This is a genomic window from Micromonospora sonchi, assembly GCF_014646235.1.
Classification (GTDB): domain Bacteria; phylum Actinomycetota; class Actinomycetes; order Mycobacteriales; family Micromonosporaceae; genus Micromonospora; species Micromonospora sonchi.
Window position 1 is genome coordinate 22980 of record NZ_BMNB01000021.1, and the last position, 16508, is coordinate 39487.

The 16508-nt window shown below is 69.9% G+C and carries 15 protein-coding genes; 8 read left to right on the top strand and 7 right to left on the bottom strand.

Annotated elements, in window-relative coordinates; genetic code table 11:
- Window positions 1–3: 3 nt before the first annotated feature.
- Complete coding sequence (locus IEY61_RS20840) at window positions 4–993, top strand: NAD-dependent epimerase/dehydratase family protein (protein WP_189046893.1); 990 nt, start codon at window positions 4–6, stop codon at window positions 991–993.
- A 51-nt stretch (window positions 994–1044) separates the two neighbouring features.
- On the opposite strand, the gene IEY61_RS20845 is transcribed toward IEY61_RS20840, so the two are convergent.
- Entirely contained in the window at window positions 1045–2232 is a 1188-nt protein-coding gene (locus IEY61_RS20845; protein ID WP_189046895.1) for an acyltransferase family protein, read from the bottom strand.
- A gap of 370 nt (window positions 2233–2602) precedes the next feature.
- Complete coding sequence (locus tag IEY61_RS20850; RefSeq protein ID WP_189046897.1) at window positions 2603–3331, bottom strand: class I SAM-dependent methyltransferase; 729 nt, start codon at window positions 3329–3331, stop codon at window positions 2603–2605.
- Window positions 3332–3443: 112 nt separating this feature from the next.
- On the opposite strand from IEY61_RS20850, the gene IEY61_RS20855 reads away from it, so the two are divergent.
- Window positions 3444–3833 carry an ArsR/SmtB family transcription factor gene (locus IEY61_RS20855; RefSeq protein ID WP_189046899.1) on the top strand — a complete coding sequence of 130 codons (390 nt, stop codon included), beginning with the start codon at window positions 3444–3446 and terminating at the stop codon, window positions 3831–3833.
- Between the two features lie 108 nt (window positions 3834–3941).
- Here IEY61_RS20855 and IEY61_RS20860 read toward each other — a convergent pair whose 3' ends face one another.
- A complete protein-coding gene (locus tag IEY61_RS20860) occupies window positions 3942–5147 on the bottom strand; it encodes a glycosyltransferase (protein ID WP_505820605.1) in 1206 nt (401 codons plus the stop codon).
- Window positions 5148–5301: 154 nt separating this feature from the next.
- Between IEY61_RS20860 and IEY61_RS20865 the strand changes: the two genes are divergently transcribed.
- The 3 genes from IEY61_RS20865 (at window position 5302) to IEY61_RS20875 (ending at window position 7329) form a co-directional block, all read left to right on the top strand.
- A complete protein-coding gene (locus IEY61_RS20865) occupies window positions 5302–6075 on the top strand; it encodes a class I SAM-dependent methyltransferase (RefSeq protein WP_189046901.1) in 774 nt (257 codons plus the stop codon).
- Window positions 6076–6220: 145 nt separating this feature from the next.
- A complete protein-coding gene (locus IEY61_RS20870; protein WP_189046903.1) occupies window positions 6221–6763 on the top strand; it encodes an SRPBCC family protein in 543 nt (180 codons plus the stop codon).
- Window positions 6760–7329, top strand: a complete 570-nt coding sequence (locus IEY61_RS20875) for an SRPBCC family protein (protein ID WP_189046905.1) — start codon at window positions 6760–6762, stop codon at window positions 7327–7329. Before IEY61_RS20870 ends, IEY61_RS20875 begins: the two co-directional genes overlap by 4 nt.
- 60 nt (window positions 7330–7389) lie before the next feature.
- On the opposite strand, the gene IEY61_RS20880 is transcribed toward IEY61_RS20875, so the two are convergent.
- The 4 genes from IEY61_RS20880 to IEY61_RS20895 all read right to left on the bottom strand — a co-directional run bounded on the left by IEY61_RS20880 (window position 7390) and on the right by IEY61_RS20895 (window position 12061).
- A complete protein-coding gene (locus IEY61_RS20880) occupies window positions 7390–8229 on the bottom strand; it encodes an ABC transporter permease (RefSeq protein WP_189046907.1) in 840 nt (279 codons plus the stop codon).
- Window positions 8226–9212, bottom strand: coding sequence for an ATP-binding cassette domain-containing protein (locus IEY61_RS20885; protein ID WP_189046909.1), 987 nt, complete (start codon window positions 9210–9212; stop codon window positions 8226–8228). Before IEY61_RS20885 ends, IEY61_RS20880 begins: the two co-directional genes overlap by 4 nt.
- A 124-nt stretch (window positions 9213–9336) precedes the next feature.
- On the bottom strand, window positions 9337–11043 hold the full coding sequence (locus IEY61_RS20890) for an ABC transporter substrate-binding protein (RefSeq protein WP_189046911.1): 1707 nt from the start codon (window positions 11041–11043) through the stop codon (window positions 9337–9339).
- A gap of 19 nt (window positions 11044–11062) precedes the next feature.
- Window positions 11063–12061: a methyltransferase gene (locus tag IEY61_RS20895; RefSeq protein ID WP_189046913.1), complete on the bottom strand. Its 999-nt coding sequence runs from the start codon at window positions 12059–12061 to the stop codon at window positions 11063–11065.
- A 202-nt stretch (window positions 12062–12263) separates the two neighbouring features.
- Here IEY61_RS20895 and IEY61_RS20900 point away from each other — a divergent pair, with 202 nt between their 5' ends.
- From IEY61_RS20900 to IEY61_RS20910, 3 genes are read left to right on the top strand one after another with little or no spacing between them, the layout of a single operon-like run.
- Window positions 12264–13592 carry an aminotransferase class V-fold PLP-dependent enzyme gene (locus IEY61_RS20900; RefSeq protein ID WP_189047032.1) on the top strand — a complete coding sequence of 443 codons (1329 nt, stop codon included), beginning with the start codon at window positions 12264–12266 and terminating at the stop codon, window positions 13590–13592.
- A gap of 1 nt (window position 13593) precedes the next feature.
- Window positions 13594–15267: an ABC transporter substrate-binding protein gene (locus IEY61_RS20905; RefSeq protein ID WP_189046916.1), complete on the top strand. Its 1674-nt coding sequence runs from the start codon at window positions 13594–13596 to the stop codon at window positions 15265–15267.
- Window positions 15264–16505 carry a DUF885 domain-containing protein gene (locus tag IEY61_RS20910; protein ID WP_189046918.1) on the top strand — a complete coding sequence of 414 codons (1242 nt, stop codon included), beginning with the start codon at window positions 15264–15266 and terminating at the stop codon, window positions 16503–16505. Before IEY61_RS20905 ends, IEY61_RS20910 begins: the two co-directional genes overlap by 4 nt.
- The last annotated feature ends 3 nt before the right edge of the window (window positions 16506–16508 follow it).

Below are 16508 nucleotides of genomic sequence, written 5' to 3' on the forward strand. Positions count from 1 at the left end.
ATCGTGCCGAGGTCCTTGGTGACCGGCGGCTTCGGCTTCGTCGGCAGTCACGTGGTGCAACGCCTGCTCGACCGGGGTGACGAGGTGGTGGTCTACGATTCCGCCGACCCGCCGCCGGACCTGGCCGGAGCAGCCGCCGACATCCGGCACGTACGGGGCGACGTCCGTGACGCGACGGCGCTGACCGCTGCCGCCACCGGCATGGACGAGATCTACCACCTCGCCGCCGTCGTCGGCGTCGACCGGTATCTCAGCCGGCCCCTGGACGTCGTCGAGGTCAACGTGGACGGCACCCGCAACGCTCTACGGGCCGGCCTGCGCTCCGGTGCCCGGGTGCTGGTCTCCAGCACCAGCGAGGTGTACGGACGCAACCCCCGGGTGCCGTGGCGGGAAGAGGACGACCGGGTGCTCGGCAGCACCGCGACCGACCGCTGGTCGTACGCGACGAGCAAGGCCGCGGCGGAGCACCTCACCTTCGCGTACCACCGGCAGGAGGGACTGCCGGTGGTGGTGCTGCGGTACTTCAACGTCTACGGCCCGCGGCAGCGGCCCGCGTACGTGCTCAGTCGCACGATCGCCCGACTGCTACGCGGTGATCCACCGGTGGTGTACGACGACGGCCGGCAGACCCGCTGTTTCACCTGGGTGCACGAGGCTGCCGAGGCGACCCTGCTCGCGGCGGCGCACCCGCGGGCGGTCGGCGAGTGTTTCAACATCGGCAACACCGTCGAAACGCCGGTGGCCGAGGCGATCCGGCTGGCCGCCGCAGTGGCCGGGGTGACGGTATCGGCCCGGACGGCGGACACCGGCGCCGGCCTGGGGGCCCGTTACCAGGACATCCCGCGGCGCGTACCGGACTGCGGCAAGGCCGCCAGCCTGCTCGGCTGGCGCGCTGAGACCCCCTTGGAGACCGGCCTGCGCCACACCGTCGAGTGGGCCCGGCGCAACCCCTGGTGGACGGCGCAGGCTGATGACGGATTGGTCGCCCGGTAGCCGGAGCACCGCAGTGCCGCCCGTACGGTCATGGAGGGGTTCAGGGTGCGGTCAGGCCTGTCCGGGCACGACGGTGGCTGGGCGGACCTGCCCGCCGAGGCTGGGCCGGTCCCCAGCGACGCGGGCCCGTGCGTAACGGCGACGGAGCGGTTCCTCCACCCAGCGGTGCAGACCGATCGCGACGGCGATCGACACCAGCAACATCGCGCCCGCGACCAGGAAACCCGCCCCGGCGCCGAAGCGCTGGTCCGCACCGATCAGATGCCGAATGATCAGCATGATCGGGAAGTGGATGATGTACAGCGCGTACGACGCGTTGCCCAGGGCGACCAACGGCCGGGAGCGCAGCACCCGACCGCGACCCTCCAGGTCCGCGTGGGCCAGGTTCGCCACCAACGCGAACAGGGGCAGGAACAGCGCCGCGCTGAAGATGAAGGTGAACGGCAGCATCGGGGTCAGCAGGAACGCCAGGATCGTCGAGACCACCAGCTTCCACCGGGCGACCCGCCGCCAGCGGTCGGTCTGCACGATGCGCGCCAGCACCATGCCGAGTAGGAAGTTCAGCAGCCGGACCGGAGGGAAGGTGTAGACGAACCAGTACTCGGTGAGGTTGAACGGCAACCAGTCCAGTTGGGCGACGCCGGGCAGCAGCGGGCTCAGTGCCGAGATCAGCAGGATCCCCCCGATGATCGCGAAACACCAGCGCCACAGCCGCTCGGCCGGGATGCGCAGCACCAGCGGCAGCAGCAACGGGAACAACAGATAGAAGAAGGCCTCGGTCGAGATCGACCAGGCCGGGGCGTTCAGGTAGGACAGGTAGTCCCATGACGGCACCCAACCCTGCACCAGCAGCAGGCTCGCCACCGCCGGGCCGGGCCGCAGGTCGGTGGAGAATCCGCTGACCGGCGACGGCGCGCTGGCGACCAGGACGAACGCCACCGCGACACCCCAGGCGAGCACGTGCAGCGGCACGATCTTCCAGAACCGGCGACGCCAGAACCGGATGGCCCGGTCCATAGCCGGCGCCGACCAGGTCAGCACGAAACCGCTGAGGGTGAAGAAGGTGGCCAGGGCGGCCGACGCCAACGGCGTGGTCAGGCCCATCCCGAGTTGCAGCGCCTCGCTGGCGAAAAGCTGCGACGTGGAGAGCAGGTGCACCGCCGCCACGGTGAGGGCGAGGAAGAAGCGATAACCGGTGAGTGCCGGCAGGTGGTGTGGTCGTGCGTCGGTGTGTGTCACGTCGCTCCTCGGATGGACCTTGCCATGCCCTGAACCGCCGGATGCCGCCCGTCCACCTGCACCATCGGCGGGTGCCGGCACTCGGGCTGAATCTTTCGTCGTATCTGCCGACGAAACAGGATCAATCCGTCTGGCCGACAAACGTCCAACGTCATGCTGATCGGTTGCAGTGAATGCGACGATGACATGCGAACCGGCGCCGACGCACCGTACTATTGGCCGGTTCGTCGATCCGTAGAGCGAGGTTGTGACGCCGAGGAGGCGGTCGGGTCCATCCGTTTCCCGGGTTACTCATCCACCGGACCACTCCACCTTTCCCGTCTCCCATCGTAGGACTGGGTCGGCCGCGGTCCGCCCCCGCCAGATCCGTTCAGTTCGACGACGGTTCGGCGGTACGAGTGACCACGAAAAGGCCTCGTCCAGTTAACCAACCGGTCACATATGACCCCTCGCATCCGGCGGCGGCGAACGCGTCCAGATACTCGTCACGAGTGAACATCGCGAGCAGGCCGACCTGGGTGAACTCGCGGATGCCGTGGGCGTCGCACACCAGCCAGCGCTCCTCCATCCGGGTGAGCCGCCCCTGCCGGGTCGAGCGCGAGACCCGAGCCACGACCCGGTCCGGCTCCCGCACCAGGTCACCGCCGAGGTGACCGTCGATGAACCGATCCGGGAACCACCAGGGCTCCACCACCAGCACGCCGCCGGGCGCGAGATGCCTGGCCATCGTGGCGACGGCCGCCCGCATCTCAGCCACCGTGCCGAGGAAGTTGATCGCGGTGAAGAGGCAGGTCACCGCGTCGAAAGTGACACCGAGCCGGAAATCACGCATGTCACCGGCGTGCAGCGCCACCCCGGGCAGCCGGCGGCGGGCCACGTCCAACATGGCCGGCGCGATTTCCACGCCCTCGACGTGGGCGAACCTGTCGGCGAACGATTCCAGGTGCGCTCCGGCGCCGCAGCCGACGTCGAGCAGCCGAGTCGCACCCGGACGGACGGCCAGTATCCGGTCGGCCACGTCGGTGGCCTCTGCCTGCCAACTCTTGCCCCGGCTACGGTAGGTCGCTTCGTACACTGCGGCGTGCTGTGGCCCGAACATTCCTCCCCCTCCCGGCACCACCGGTCGTCGACCCGGTGGCGAGCTGGTTCGGCGGTGCCGGGACAACCGCCGACCTGCCGCCTTTATAACCACCGTCTGATATTGTTGTGCCGTGCACGCGTTCGACGTCCTGGGCGACCCCGTCCGCCGCCGCATCATCGAGCTGCTGGCCGACGGCGAGATGTCGGCCGGCGAGGTCGGCGCGATCGTGCAACGCGAGTTCGGAATCTCCCAGCCCGGTGTCTCCCAGCACCTTCGGGTGTTGCGGGAGAACGGCTTCACAACGGTGCGCCCGCAGGGCACCCGCCGCCTCTACGCCGTCGATCCGGCGCCGCTACAGGAACTGGACCACTGGCTGGAGCGCTATCGCAGTTTCTGGAACCAGCGCCTCGACGCCCTGAGCACGGAGATCGCGCGGGGTCGCTCCCGCCGCCGACCCGACAGTGGCGAGTCGCCGTCCGACCGCCGGACCCGCCGTCGGTCCGGCGGCACGGACGGCTAGGCGGTTCCGGACGATCCTCTCCGGTGACCGCCAAGCTGCGTCGGTACCGCCGGACGACGGTGAACGGCCTTCGGACAGCCCCGAGTCAAATCCACCGTTCGTGCGCGGTCAGGCGGCCCGCCCCGCGGCGAACTCGGGCAGCCGGCGGGCGACCTCGTCGGGGGCCGGCATCGCGGCGATCTCGGCAGCGACCGCCTTCGCCGCCGTCCGGTAGCTCTCGTCGGCGATCAGCCGCCTCGCGGCGTCCGCCACCGCCTCGGCGTTGACACCGTCGGGCGGCAGGTGGTCACCGGCCTTCGCCTGGGCCACAGCTTGGGCGTTCGCGAACGAGTCACCCGCCCAGGGAAACGAGAGCTGCGGCACACCGGCGCCGAACGCGCCGATGGTGGTGCCGCTGCCACCGTGATGGACCACCAGGTCGACATGGGGAAGCAGCGCCGCCTGCGAGACCCACGACTCCAGCCGCACGTTGGTCGGCACCTCGCCGAGCTGGGTGAGATCGAGCGACGGGCCGCCCGCGACGAGGACGTCGACATCCAGGGTGGCCAGGCCGTCGATCGCGGCCCGCAGCACCTCGACGGTGCCGCCGCTGGAGGTGCCCAGCGTCAGGTACACCAGGGGCCGGGACCTGGTCCGCGCGAGTACCCAGTCCGGGACGTCCGGCCGCTCGGTGAACGGCACCGGGCGCATCTCGTACCGCTCCGGGCGGGAGCGGAACGCCGGCTCCTGCAACGACGGCGGGTAGATGTCGAGGAACGGGTTGCCGAAGGCGTCGATGCGCCCGGGCGGCAGGTCGATGCCGAGTTGAGCGGCGAGCCGGCCCACCTCGTCCTCAATGGAGCGTGTCAGCTCGTCCGGGGTGTCGCGGCCGACCCCGTGGCAGATGGTCGGAATGCCGGCCTTGGTGGCGGCCAGGCCTGCGCCGTAGTTGCTGATCTCCTGCACGACGAGGTCGGGTCGCACCCGGTCGAGCACCGGTTGGAGCTGGTCGAAGATGCGCTGCGGCATCACCTGCCCGAACACGATCTGGGGAAGCTCGCTGAGCTGCTCCGGCGTCAGCCCCTCGGGGCTGTCGGTGTCAAAGCGAATCCGTAGCGCCGCCAGGAAGCCGTCGAAGACCGGCATCCCGGTGGCGACCGGCTCGAAGCCCTGGGCACGCAACGTCTCGGCGAAGCCCTCACCGGTGGCGAAGGTGACCTCGTGGCCGGCGTCCCGAGCGGCGGCGGCCAACGGCAGGAGCGGGTAGGTGTGGCCGTGTGTTCCGAGACTGGCGAACAGCACACGCACGTCGATCACTCGCCTTTCAGGGGTCAACAGTCCACTTTACTCATATCTAGCACAAGCCTTACGGATCAACATTGTCCCGGCTTGCGCAACTCGCGTGACAAGCAACCTCACCAGGTTGTGCCAGCCGAGGCTTCCGAACTACGCTTGAAAATATAAAGTGATCTACGTCTGGGAGGCCTCTATGGGCAGCGGTGACGGTCAGGACCTGCGCGCCTTCGTGCACGACTCGGCCGAGGAGACGGACACGACTCAGCGCCTGACGAAGCTCTTGACCAACTCCCCCATCCCGACCGAGGAACTGGTCAACAACCTTCCCCTCTTCCTGCGCCGGCACCAGTTGACCGACCTGCTCTCCATGGACCACCTCTACCGCGAGGTCCTGGACGTACCCGGCGTGATCATGGAGTTCGGTGTCCGGTACGGCCGCCACCTCGCCACCTTCACCGCGCTGCGTGGCCTCTACGAGCCATACAACCCGCTGCGGCGCATCGTCGGCTTCGACACCTTCACCGGGTTTCCGGACGTCAACGAGGTCGACATGGTCGGTCCGACCGCCTACGAAGGCCGGTTCGCGACTCCCGGGGGCTACCCGGCGTACCTGCGGGAGGTCCTCGACGCCCATGAGTGCAGCGAGTTCTTCGGCCACGTGACCCAGCGCAGCGTGCTCGTGGAGGGGGACGTACGCGAGACGGTGCCGCGCTACCTGGCGGAAAACCCGCAGACGGCCATCGCGCTGGCCTACTTCGACCTGGACCTCTACGAACCGTCCAAGGCGGTGCTGCAGGCGATCCGTCCGCACCTCACCAAGGGCAGCATCATCGCCTTCGACGAGTTGGACAACCCCAAGTGGCCAGGGGAGAACATCGCGATGCGGGAGACCCTGGGCCTGGACCACGCCACGCTGCGCCTGATCCCCGGCCGGCCGGCACCCGCCTACCTGCGATGGGGCTCCTGAACCCCGCGTGTCCACCGCATATCGAGCCGACCGGGCGGAATACGTATAAACTGCGGCTTACGTTTGCGTCGACTTATGGAGAGGTGGTCGAGCCGCTGTCACGCGGACCGTCCACCTCCCGCACAGCGACAGTGAGGACGGAGACATGCCACAGGAGAAGACCGCGTCCGCCACGCGCACAGCGGCCAAGAGCACCACCGCCCGGAAGCCGAAACCGCCGAACTACGATCCGTTCGTCCGGCACAGTGTCACGGTCGAGACCGACCGCAAGACCGCCTTCAAGGTGTTCCTGGAGGACTTCCCGCAGTGGTGGCCGGAGAACTTCCGCACCACCAAGGTCGGCGCGCCCCTGGGCGTCGACCCCAAGAAGGGCGGCCGACTCTACGAGATCGACGAGCAGGGCGAGGAACACACCTTTGGCCTGATCCGCACGGTGGACGCACCGGACACCTTGGCCGTCGGCTGGCGACTCAACGGTTTCGGCCGCATCGACCCGGACAACGCCAGTGAGTTCACGGTGACGTTCATGCCGGACGGCCAGAAGAAGACCCGGGTCGAGGTCGAGCACACCCACTTCGACCGGATGGGCACCAAGCACGCCAAGCGGGTGCGCAACGGCATGGACAAGGGATGGCCCACGATCCTCGCCTCCTTCGAGAAGAGGATCGAGGAGGTGACGGCGAAGTGAGCGACCTCAACAACCCGGTGGCCTCCGGCCAGCCGACCGAGCGGCTCATCGGCCGCCGTTCGATCCCCGCCGGCGACGCCCGCAGCGTCATCATCCGGCAGCGCTGCGACGCGCCCATCGAGGAGGTCTGGAGCGCCTGCACCGACCCGAACCGGATCAATCGCTGGTTCATCGAGCCGAAGGGGGACCTACGCCAGGGCGGCACCTTCGACCTGCCGGGCAACGCCCACGGCGACATTCTGCGTTGCGAGCCGCCGCGGCTGCTCACCCTCAGCTGGATCTACGGCGACAAGCCCGACAGCGAGGTGGAACTGCGGCTCAGCGAAGACGGCTCCGGCACGCTGCTCGAACTGGAGCACGCCACGGTCTCCGACCTGATGCTCATCGAGGTGGCCGTCGGCTGGGAGATGGCCCTCGACTTCCTGAGCATGTTCCTGCGCGGCGACCTGCCCGGCGTCCCCGTCCCCGAGGACGCCGCCGAGGAGTTCGAGCCGAGCCCCGAGATGATGCGGATCGCCCAGGAACGCGGCCAGACCTGGGCCGCCCTGGTCAACTCCGGATCCTGACCCGCCCAACGACGCCGGCCCCGGTTCCCGCAACGGAACCGGGGCCGGCGTCGTCGGAGGTCAGCGCTGCTTGCGGTTGTAGAGCAGGGCGGTCGGCGTCGCGAACACGACAATGAGCGCCGCACAGGCGAGCAGACCCGCCGTGAGATCACCGCCAGACAGATCACCGTGCATCAGGCCACGGGTGGTGGTCGCCGCATGAGTGACCGGGTTGAGCTTCACCACCGCCTCGAGCCAGCCCGGCATGGTCTCGGAGGGGGCCAGGATGTTGCTGCCGAACAGCAGGATGAACTGGAGCAGGTTGACCACACCGGCCGCGGCCGTGGGCTGCGGGATCAACACCGCGAAGAACATCCACAACCAGCTCACGCTGAAGGTGAACAGTTGCAGGTAGAGCAGTGCGAGCACCACACCGGCGAAGCCGCCGTCCGGGCGGAAGCCCAGCAGCAGGCCCAACGCCAGCGGCACGACCGAGGTCAGCGCGTACCGCAGGACGTCGCCGCCCATCGTGCCGACCAGCACCGCCGGCTGCCAGATCGGAGTGGAGCGGACCCGATCGAACATGCCGGTCGCGATGTCGCGGTTGAGCGTCAGGGCACTCATCATGCTCGACGCCACCAGCGACAGAACGATCACGCCGGGCAGGAAGAACTGCAGATATTCCCCAGGCGTCCCGGCGATCGCGCCACCGAGCAGATACGTGAAGACCAGCGTCAGGATCACCGGGAACACCACGGCGGTACCGAGGTGGTCCTGGACGTACTTCAGCTTGATCAACGTCCGCCAGGCGAATGTACGGCAGGCGAAGAGGGCACCCGGAGCGGGTGGCCGTTGCAGACTGGGCACCGACCGACCGGGGATCTCGGCCGCCGGCCGAGCCTGGGTGCTGGATGATGTCATGCCCGAACCTCCGCTTCCTCTTCTCGGGTGTCGTCCAGCGTGGAGTGACCGGTGAGCGCGAGGAACACCGTGTCCAGCGACGGCTGCCCCAGCGTGAAGTCCTCGACGCTGATCCCCGCGCGGGCCAACTCGCCCAGGGCGCGCGCGGCCTGGTCGGCGTCGGGAATCTTCACCAGCAGCCGGGACGGGTCGGACTCGGCATCCACGCCCGCGCCGATCGCGCGGGCGAGCAGCGTGCCCGCCTCGGCGCGGCGGGACGGATCCGTCAACAGCACCTCCAGCACGCCGTCGGCGCGGCTGGTCTTCAGCTCGGCGGGCGTCCCGCGGGCCACCACCCGCCCGTGGTCGATCAGGGTCAGGTCGTCAGCCATCTGGTCGGCCTCGTCGAGATACTGGGTGGTGAGCAGGACGGTGCCGCCGTCCTGGACGAGCACCCGGATCATCTGCCAGACCTCGCTGCGGCTGCGCGGATCGAGGCCGGTGGTCGGCTCGTCGAGAAAGAGCAGCTCGTGCGTTACCACCATGCTCGCGGCCACGTCGATGCGCCGTTTCTGGCCACCGGAGTAGGTCTTGACCAGCCGATTACCGACCTCAGTCAACTCGAACGCCTCCAGCAGTCGCTCGGCGCGGGCGGTAGCCGGGCGGTGCCGCAGGCCCTGGAGGCGGCCGGCGAGGATCAGATTCTGAAGGCCGGTCATGTCCTCGTCGAGCGCCATGGTCTGCCCGGTCAGGCCGATCCGGCGGCGCACCGCCGACGCCTCGCGCACCACGTCGTGACCGAGCACCTGGGCATTGCCGGAGGTGGGCCGCAGCAGGGTCGCCAGGATCTTCATGGCGGTCGTCTTGCCGGCGCCGTTGGGGCCGAGTACACCGTGGATCGTCCCGGTACGCACGGTGAGGTCCAGCCCGTCGAGGGCGCGCGTCTCCCCGTAGACCTTCACCAGCTCATGGGTCTCAATGGCCAGCGCTGGATTGCCTGTCATGCTCTCTCCCGTCGCGTCACAGCGAACTCGGGCAGCCGAATCACGAGATCTTGCCCGGACCAAGCTACAGAAGCTACTTATATCATTCAAGCCTGCTATTAGTCGCGACGACATTAACGCCGAGTCAGTCCGGCGGGTCCAGCCACAGGTTGGCCGCGTCGTACCAGCGGTCGACGTGCGGGAGGGGAATCGCGTCACGTACCCGCGCGCTGGTCAAGTGCTCGATGGTCGGCTCGCAGACCAGGATCGGCACGATCGCCACGTCGGCGAGGACCTGCCGGTCGACCTGGTGCCACAGTGCCGCCGCCGAGTCCTCGGTGGGCGCGGAGAGGGCGCGGTCGATCAGGTCGTCCACCAACGGATTGTGGTAGCCGCCGTAGTTCGCCGTACCGACGGCGGTGTTGCTCTGGAACATCGGCTGGACGTAGGACCGGCCGTTGTTGCCGAACCAGTCGGGCATGAAGGCCGCCGGGGTGATGTCCCACTCCCCCGCTGCCGCCCGTTTCGGATCCTGGAGGATGCGGTAGTACTCGTCGGTCTGGTCGATCTCCACCAACCGGCAGTCGATCCCGCCCGCGGCCAGGTCCTCGGCGATCGCCTTCGCCACCTGGCCGTGCACCGCGTCGATCCGGTAGATCATCGTCAGGGTGAGCCCGTGCGGATAACCCGCTTCGGCCAGCAGTCGGCGACACCGCGCGCGGTCACCCCGGTCGCCGGGGGTCGGGTACGGGTCGTAGTCACGGTGGCCGACGTTGCCGGGCGGGATGACGCCGTGCGCGGGACGGGTCACCGTGCCGATTCCCATGTCGTCGAAGAACCGGACCAACCGTGCCTTGTCGATCGCGTACGCGATGGCCAGCCGAACCTCCCGTCGACGCAACGCGCCCGCCTCACGCGGACTGTTCAGGTTGAAGACGAGGTAGGGGTTGAGGGCCCAGCCGAGGTTGCGGTCCGCCTCGGTGCGTCGGCGTGGCCGTCCCACGGCGGCGCCCCAGGACAGGTCCGCCCGACCGCTGGCGATCTCGTCGCGGACCCGCTCGTCGCTGACCCGGGCCATCCGGACGTCGATCCGGTCCACGTACCGGCGGCGGATCGGGTCGGCGTCGGGCCGCCAGGCCGGGTTGTGCGCCATGGTGAGGTGGCTGCCCGGGACGTAGGAGGTGATCCGGTACGGACCGTTGGAACGGACCTGACCGACGAACTCCGGGCTGTCCGGGACGAGCTGGTCGTACTCGTGCGGCGCCGCCGAGGCGAACGGCATCGCCAGCAGGTTGAGCAGATCGTTGGCGGGCCTCCGCAGCTCGATGACCAACGTCCGGTCGTCGACCGCCCGCAGGCCGGCGATGTGGTGACCGTTCTGGTGGTCCGCGAGCTCTGCGGCGGTGGGTGTGCGGCCGGCGAAGCGAGCCCGGTAACCCTCGGCGAACTGTGCCATCCCGGCGATGGTGCTGGTGTAGTAGGCGAGGGCCCCCGCGCCGGCGACCGGATTCGCCATCCGCTTGAAGCCACGGACGAAATCGGCGGCGGTGACCGCCCGGTGCGGGCTGGTGTCCCAGTACACCCCGTCGCGCAGCCGCAGGGTGTAGCGCCGGCCGTCGGCGCTCAACCCTCCGTTGGCGACGGTGGGCAGCTCGGCGGCGACGTCCGGGATCGGCACCAGCGCCCGCGCGTCCTCCGTGGTCGGATAGCTGAACAGCTGTCGGGCGAAGAGCCGGATCACCTGGTGGGAAAAGGCGTAGTAGGCGGCGGCGGGATCGAGGTGGTCAAGCCCGCCGGGGCCGTAGAAGCGCAACGTGCCGCCGTGGCGGGGACGTGGGCGGGGATCCGGCACGGTTCGACGACCTCCCCGCTCAGGCCGGCACGCCGACTGCTACGGACATCGCCGACCGGGTGGCCACCACCCGCTCCAGGCGAAGGCCGGCGGCGGTGAACAACGGTTCGAGTTCGGCGGCCGTACGCTCCTGCCCGGTGCGCGCGGCAAGCATCATGAAGTCCATCTCCTTGCTCTGGTGGGGGTCGTTGCCCTCCGGGACGACCGCGTCGACCACCAGCACCCGGCCGTGCGCCGGCATCGCGCGGCGGCAGTTGGTCAGGATCCGTACGCTCCGCTCGTCGTCCCAGTTGTGCAGGATCCGCTTGAGCACGTGCACGTCGGCGTGGGGTGCCTCGCCGAGGAAGTCACCGGCCACGACCTTCCAGCGCCCGGCCACGTCCGGCTCGTCGAGCCGATGACGGGCGACCACCTCGGCGCGGTCCAGCAGGATTCCCTGGAGCCCGGGGTGCTCGCGCAGCACGGTGAGCAGGAAGCCGCCCCGCCCGCCGCCGACGTCGGCGACCGTGCCGGTATCGGGGAAGAGGCCGGTGCGGGCGAGGATCAGGTGCTCGGCGGCGCTGACCGTCTCCATGCCCTCGTAGTAGAGCGCCTCGATCTCCGCGTCGTTGTCGAAGTAGTCGTTCAGCGAACGCCCGAAGATCTCGTCGAACGCCGGTCGGTGCGCCCCCATCGCGTCGGTCACCCGGTGGCTCATCGTCCAGAACATCGTGTCGGTGAACATGAGGATGCCGGCCCGCGCCGGCACCGGGGAGTCCGACCGCAGCGCGGCGCCCTTGTCGGTGAGGGCGAACCGGCCCTCGTGCTCCTGCACCACGTCCCGCGCGGCGAGCAGTCGCAGCACCCTGCGCAGCCCGTCGGCGTCGGTGCCGGTGGCGGCGGCCAACTCGGCCGCGGTGCGCGGCCCGTCGGCCAGGTGGTCGGCGACGTTCACTGTCGCGGCCGCCCGCAGCGCCGCCGCATAGGTGTACCCCATCGCCTCCTGGTAGAGGGCCAGCGCCGACTGCAACCTGTCCATGTCTCCTCCGGGGCCCGATCGCGACTGCCGCACACGCCTGCTCGGATGCTATACCGGAATGAAGTGGATGGCAGCGCTAGATCCCGTTGACCGCAACTCGCGCGATAGCGTGAGCGCTTTTAACTTGAGAAAGTGATTGTTCTGAACGTCGGCCCGGACCGCCGCCTGTGCGGCCTCCGGACCCGCCGTCGGCTACGAAGGGATCACCGTGAGCCATACCGTGGAGTCCCCCGGCTCGGCCACCGTCCCGGCGTCGGTGCCGCCGAGCCCGTTGCGCACCGCGTCGTGGACCCGCATCCGGGAACTGTTCGCCCTGGACCCGACGACCGTGCACCTCAACACCGGAACCGTCGGCGCCATGCCGTACGAGGTCCTCGACACCGTCGACCGAGTCACCCGACAGTGGACCGGCGGACTCCTGGACGTCTACCGGCCGGCCATGTTCACCGAGTACCGGGCTTTCATCGGCAAGACGTTCGGCGTGGACGAGGACGAGATCGTCATCTGCCACAACGCGACCGAGGGCGTCGCCCGGGTCATCCACGGACTGGACCTGCGTGCGGGTGACGAGGTGGTGACCACCACCCACGAGTGCTACTCGGTGCTGTCCAACTTCAACCTGCTGCGTAACCGGCACGGCATCGTGGTGCGCACCGTCACCCCGCCGTCGGGCCACGACGTACGGGCCGAGGAGATCGTCGATCTGGTCGAGTCGGCGATCACGCCGCGCACCAAGGTGCTGTCGTTCGCGGCGATCACCCTTTTCACCGGCACCATGTTCCCCGTCCGGCAGCTGTGCGAACTGGCGCACCGGCACGGCCTGACCACCGTCATCGACGGCGCCCTGATCCCCGGCATGCTCGACGTCAACCTGCGCGACTACGGAGCCGACTTCATCACCTGCTCCGGCTCGAAGTTCCAGTGCGGGCCCCTCGGCACCGGCCTGATCTACGCCCGCAACAAGGTCGTCCCCGAGTCCAACCCGCTGCCGTTGCCGACCTTCTGGCCGCTCATCTCGACCTGGTACCCGATGATGGGCAGCCCGCCGCCGCGTACCACCAACGAGGTGGCCAGCTACAACATGGGCGACTACCTGCAGAGCGCCGGCAGCGCCAACCTGGCTCGCGGTGCCGCGTTGACCCGCGCCTTCGAGCTGTGGGACGACATCGGGCGGGACCGCATCGAGCGGTACGTCATGGATCTCGCCGAGTACGCGCGCGGCCGGCTGATCGAGGCTTTCGGCGAGAAGGCCATGTATTCCCCCGGCGTCGACCCCCGGCTGCGCTCACCGCTGATCGCGTTCAACCCGTTCCGTCGCCCCGAGGACGCCTGGAACATCAAGAAGTTCATCACCTTCGTCAAACGGCTGGAGACCGAGCACCGGATCTGGACCCGTTGGACCGAGTTCGACGTCCCCGGATCCCCGCACCAGCACTACGCGGCACGCATCACCACGCATCTGTTCAACACGCGCGACGAGATCGACCACAGCGTCCGGACGATGGTCCGCCTTGCCGAGGAGATGTCCTGAGGTGACCCAGGCACGCAGCGCAGCGACCAGCACACCCGGCACCCGGCAGCGGCACGCCCTGCGGTTGCTCGGTACCACCGCCGTCCAGCAGGCCGACCCGACCGCCGCCTGGTCCCCCGCCGAGCGCCAACTGCTGCGCCTGACCACACGGCAACTGGTCAGCTACCGAGGGGCGGCCGACCCGACCGACTGGCGGGCCCTCGGCCCGGTCGGCGACCTGGCGGTCGACGTGCCGTCCACCTACAACGCCGGACTCGGCGCCAGCCACCGCTCATACGTGGCACACCTGCGCCCGGACGTCTGGTGGGACACCCCGCAGCCGAGGCGGATCACCGCTCACGACGTCGTACGCGGCTTCAAGCGACTGGCCAACCCGGTGACCCGCCATCCCGCCCTGCCCTATTTCCGCAGCACGGTGCGGGGCATGGACCGGTACTGCGACGAGTACGCCGCCGCCGTCGCCGGCCAGCCGGTCACCGCGGCACTGCTGGCCGCCTTCGCCAACGCCCACGACCTGCCCGGCGTGTTCGCCCTCGACGACGAGACGGTCGTCATCGAACTCCTCCGCCCGGCGTTGGACTTTCCCGACATGCTCGCCCTGAGCTGCGCCTCCCCGGCCCCCGCCGAGTACGACGCGTACCTGCCGGGCAGCCCCGAACTGCACGCCCACCTCGTCGCCAGCGGTCCGTACCGAATCGCCGCCTGGCAGCCCGGGGACACCATCCGGTTGGAGCCGAACCCCACCTGGCGTCCGGAGAGCGACCCGGTGCGGCACCAGCGGTTCGACGCCGTGGAGTTCCGGGTGTCCGGCGGCGGTCCGCGCCGGCTGGCCGACCAGATCTCCGCCGACGTGGCCGACCTGCCGTGGGGGGTGCCCGTCGGCCAGGTGAGCGGGTACCGGGCCGACCCGTTCCTGGTGTTCAACCTGCGCGACCCGGCCAACCCGGCGGTGGCCACGGCAGCCGTGCGGCGGGTGATCGCCGACGCGATCGACCGGTCCGCGCTGGCCCGGATCGCCCGCGCCGACGACCCGTGGTCGGAGATCCGCGAGGCGTACACCGTGGTGCCGCCGGGCAACGACGCACACCTGCCCCCGGACCCGCCGGCCGAACCACCGGCGCACGGCTCACCCCGCGAACGGCTCGCCGTCGCCGGCCATCCGCACGGACTCGTCCTGACCGCGGTGCACCCCGACCGCGCCGAGGAACTGGCCCTGGCCCGCGCCTGGGCCGCCGACCTGGCTACGGCCGGCATCGAGGTGCGGCTGGTGGCCTTGGACGAGGCGGCCCACCGGGCGCTGCTCACCGGCGCCGCAGGCGCACCGGCCCAACGTTGGGACGTCAGCACCACGTCGTGGGCGGCGCCGTGGGGCTACGGCAACGCGCGGGTGTTCCTCCAACCGCTGGTGGATGGCGCACGGCCCAGCGGTCACCGCGACGAGGAGATCGACCGGATGGTCGAGCAGGCGGTCGACGCCGCCGATCCCCGAACGGCCGTGGCGTGCTGGCAGCAGGTGCAACGACGGCTGCTGGTCGACGCGGCGGTCGTACCCCTACTGTTCCGACGCCCCACCGGCGCGGCACCGCGCGGGCCGCGAGTGCGCGGCGCCGATGCCCTGCCCTCGCTCGGTGGACTGGCCGACCTCGGCGAGGTCCGCCTGGGGAGCGAGCGGTGACCACCGGCGAGGGCGTCGTCGCCGACTACCTCACGCTCGGGCTGCGGATGGGCCGGCTCGTCGACGGCTACGTCGACTGTTGGTTCGGCGATCCGGCGCTGGCCGCCCGGGTCGCCGCCGAGCCGGTGCACGACCCGGCGATGCTGGCCCGGCAGGCCGGTGAGCTGTTGGCCCGGCTGTCCGACGCGGACCTGCACGCCGACCGCCGGCGGTTCCTCACCGCCCAGGTACGCGCCGTGCACTGCGCCGCGCGGCGGACCGCCGGTGAGCCGATCGGTTTCCTCGACGAGGTGCGAACCTACTTCGACGTCGAGATCGGACTCGGCGACCCGGAGCGGTACGCGGCGGTGCACGACGCGATCGGCGCGCTGCTGCCCGGCAGCGGCACCCTGATGGAGCGGGTGGAGGAGTTCTACGCCCGCAACGTGGTGCCACCGCACCGGCTGGGGCCGGCGGTACGGGCCGTCGCCGACGCGCTGCGCGAGCGTGCCCGGCCGCTGCTGGGGCTGCCCACCGCCGAGCAGGTGGAGATCGAGGTGGTCCGCGACCGGCCGTGGAACGCGTTCAACCGCTACCACGGCGGGTTCCGCTCCACGGTGAGCCTGAACGAGACGGCGGGCCGCACGATCGCGGTGCTGCCGTTGATGGCGACCCACGAGGCGTACCCCGGTCACCACGCCGAGCACTGTCTCAAGGAAGCCGGACTGGTCCAGCAGCGGGGCTGGGACGAGCACCGGGTCGCCCTGGTCAACACGCCGCAGTGCCTGGTCGCCGAGGGTACCGCCGAGCATGGTGCGACGGCCCTGATCGGTCCCGGTTGGGGTCGGTGGACCAGCGACCTGCTGGCCGACCAGGGCGTCACCGTCGAAGGTGAGCTGGTCGAACAGCTGGTCGCACTGGTCAACCAGCTCATGCCGGCCCGCCAGGACGCGGCGATCCTGCTGCACGACCGGGGCCTCCCGCCCGACGATGTCGTGACCTACCTGCACCGGTGGCTGCTGCTGCCCCGGGACCGGGCCGAGCAGATCGTCACCTTCCTGGTCGATCCGTTGTGGCGGGCCTACTCCACCACCTACGTCGAGGGTGCCCGGCTGGTCGGCTCGTGGTTGGCCGCCCGGCCGGCCGAGGTGCCGCTGATCGATCGGTATCGCACTTTGCTGACCGAGCAGGCGCTGCCCGGTCAGCTGCACGACGACATCGTCGCGGAGACGACCGGTCCGGTGCCCATGGCCCGCTGATCC

Excerpts from the sequence above, each read along its gene's own strand:
- IEY61_RS20850 (WP_189046897.1), bottom strand. The coding sequence starts at position 3,331 with ATGTTCGGGCCACAGCACGCCGCAGTGTACGAAGCGACCTACCGTAGC.
- IEY61_RS20865 (WP_189046901.1), top strand. The coding sequence starts at position 5,302 with ATGGGCAGCGGTGACGGTCAGGACCTGCGCGCCTTCGTGCACGACTCG.
- IEY61_RS20870 (WP_189046903.1), top strand. The coding sequence starts at position 6,221 with ATGCCACAGGAGAAGACCGCGTCCGCCACGCGCACAGCGGCCAAGAGC.
- IEY61_RS20880 (WP_189046907.1), bottom strand. The coding sequence starts at position 8,229 with ATGACATCATCCAGCACCCAGGCTCGGCCGGCGGCCGAGATCCCCGGT.
- IEY61_RS20885 (WP_189046909.1), bottom strand. The coding sequence starts at position 9,212 with ATGACAGGCAATCCAGCGCTGGCCATTGAGACCCATGAGCTGGTGAAG.
- IEY61_RS20895 (WP_189046913.1), bottom strand. The coding sequence starts at position 12,061 with ATGGACAGGTTGCAGTCGGCGCTGGCCCTCTACCAGGAGGCGATGGGG.